Consider the following 2,708-nt stretch of genomic DNA (forward strand, 5'->3'; position numbering starts at 1 on the left):
CATTGAGCACATCCGAGTTGGTGCTGGTGCCGCCTTCCTTGAAACCCTTGCGGGTCGAGGTCAGCGAGCGTTCGTTGGAGGCCACGGCCTTTTCCAGTGCATGAACACGCAGGGCGCCACTTTGCACGCCGCGGTACTCGCGGGTGGTGTCGGAAATCACCTCCTGGCGCGTGGCGTCCAGCTCGTCCAGGGCCTTGGAGCTGTTGGCGCTGGCCTGGCGGGTCAGGGCGCTGGTGCTGCCACCACTGTACAGCGGGATGTTCAGCTCCAGGCCGATCGAGCTGTAGTGGTTGCGCTGGTTCAGCTCGGAAATCGACTGGCTGCTGCCGGCGTTATAGCCGGCGACGAAATCCAGGGTCGGCCAGTGCCCCGCGCGGGCGCGATGCACTTCTTCCTCGGCCAGCTCGTAGTTGTGCCGCCGCGCATGAATCAGCGGGCTGTCGGCCTGGGCTTTTACCAGCCAGTCCTGCAGGTTGCCTGGCAGCAGCGGCGGTGTGCTGAAGCCTGGCTGCAGGGTGGTCAGGGCCTGGGGCGTTTCGCCGATGTACTCCTCCAGCTTGCGGCGGGTGTTGACCAGGTTGTCCTGGGCATCGATCAGGTCGGCCTCGGCCAGGTCGCGGCGGGCCACCGACTCGTCGATATCGGTGATGGTGCCGGCACCCAGCTCCTTGCGCCGCTTCGCCGAAGCCATCTGTTCCTCGAAGGCGCTCAGCTTGGCCTTGGCCAGGGTGATGGTTTCGCTGGCCAGCAGCACGTCGAAGTAGGCATCTGCCAGGCGCACGGCGGCGTCCTGGCTCTTGGCGTCGAACACCGCCACGCTGTAGTCGGCGCGTTGCTGGCCCTGGCGGTACTCGGCCATCTTCTGCTTGTTGAACAGCGGTTGGCGCAGGCGCACGTTGGCGCCTTTCGAATCGTAATTCAGGTCGTTGTCCTGGCCATTCTGGCGCTGGCTGCCATCGACCTTGTTGAAGTAGGCTGCCGCGTTGATCTGCGGCAGCAGGCCGGCCTCGCCGATGGCGCGATTCTCGCCGCCGGCTTGTTTTTCATGCACCGCAGCGCGGTAGATCGGGCCTTGGTACTGCAGCAGGTCCCAGGCTTGTTTCAGGTCCATGGCACTGGCCTGTACCGACAAACCCAGCAGGCACAACATCAGGCACGGGCGTTTCATGTCATTGCTCCTTGAACGCGGCGTCCACGCGTTCGAGCATCGGTTTGAGCAGGTAGCTGAGCAGGTTGCGCTCGCCGGTCTTGATGGTGACGGTGGCAGGCATGCCGGGGCGGATGTGGTTGCTGCCCAGCAGGCCCATGCCGGCTGGTGTCACTTCAACCTGGGCCAGGTAGAACGGCTGCTTGCTTTCTTCATCGAGCAGGCGGTCGGCGGAGATGGTCTTGACCCTGCCAGGAATATTCGGCGTCTGCGCATGGTTGAAGGCCGGGAAGGCAATGTCCACGGCCAGGCCCGGGACCATCTTGTCGATGGCCTGCACCGGGATCATTGCGTCGACCTGCAGCGGCTCGCCCAGCGGCACGACTTCCATGATCTTGGCCCCAGGCTGGATGATGCCGCCGACGGTAGCGATGCTCAGCGCCTGGACCATGCCGTCGATCGGCGAGCGGATAACCGTGTGGCTCACTTCGTAGTCCAGCGCGCGCAGGCGGTCGGCCAGGGTGGTGTTTTCCTTGGCGGTGTCGGTCAGTTGCGACTCCACTTCCTTCAGGTAGTCGTGCTGACGCTGCAGCATGCGCAGCTTGATCTCGGTGGCCTGGCTGCGCGCTCGGGCAATGTTGTTGAGGTTTTCCGCCTGGCCAGCGGACAGGTCGGCGTTGCTGCGCTCCAGCTCCAGCAGGCGGTTGCGCGGCACATAGCCCTCGGCTGCCAGCACCCGGGTGCCTTGCAGTTCCTGGTTGAGAAAGCCGATTTGCGAGGCGCGAGCCCCGTACACCTGCTGCAGGCCTTTAAGCTGCACTGCCGAGGCGGTAAGGTTTTCCTCGAGAATGCTCAGCTCGCCGGCCAGGCCCGCACGGCGGGTGTCGAGCAGGCGTTGCTGCAGGTCCATGGCCGCCAGCAGCCTGGGGTCACTGCCGTAGTGCTGGAGCAGGGCGGGGTCGAAGGCGACCGTGTCGCGGTCGTCACGCTCGGCTTCCAGGCGGTTTTCCACGGTCTTGCTGACAATGTACTGGGCGCTGAGCGCGCCCTGTTCGGCCACTGCGCGCAGGGCGTCGAGGCGTACCAGCTCCTGCCCTTTGTTCACGACATCGCCTTCGCGGACCAGAATCGCCTCGACGGTGCCACCGGTCAGGTGCTGGACCGCCTTGCGGTTGCTGGTGACCTTGACCGTGCCGGTGGCGACGATGCCGGCGTCCAGGGGCGCCAGGCACGACCACAGCAAGAAGCCGCCAAAGCCTGCGACCACCATCCACAAGCCCCAGCGTGCCGGCCGACCGGCATCGAGGTCGATCAGCTTGCTGGCATCGGCGGGAATCAGTTCGCTGTGTTGAATCATCTGCATGATCGGCTACTCCCGTACCTTTACCGAAGCCAACGGCGTCGCAGCGCCTGCGGGGATCACGCTGGCCTTGCGCAGCGCCGCGAACACTTCATCGCGGCTGCCCAGCATGTGTACCCCACCGTCACGCAGCATCAGCACCTGGTCGACTGCGCACAGCACATTGGGGCGGTGGGAAATCAGCACTACCGTGGCCCCGCG

Annotated in this window: 2 protein-coding genes and 1 pseudogene; all 3 read right to left on the bottom strand. The window is 65.1% G+C overall.

The genetic code is table 11. From position 1 onward, the window contains the following. A partial coding sequence (locus tag HP546_RS28830) for a TolC family outer membrane protein (protein ID WP_172232856.1) occupies positions 1–1,168 on the bottom strand: 1,168 nt, incomplete at its 3' end. A 1-nt stretch (position 1,169) separates the two neighbouring features. Beyond that, positions 1,170–2,510 (bottom strand): HlyD family type I secretion periplasmic adaptor subunit, encoded by a 1,341-nt coding sequence (locus HP546_RS28835; protein ID WP_172232859.1) that lies wholly within the window; start codon positions 2,508–2,510, stop codon positions 1,170–1,172. Between the two features lie 6 nt (positions 2,511–2,516). Next, positions 2,517–2,708, bottom strand: a pseudogene (locus HP546_RS28840) (type I secretion system permease/ATPase); the annotation flags it as partial.

This window comes from Pseudomonas sp. CM25 (genome assembly GCF_013179705.1).
Classification (GTDB): domain Bacteria; phylum Pseudomonadota; class Gammaproteobacteria; order Pseudomonadales; family Pseudomonadaceae; genus Aquipseudomonas.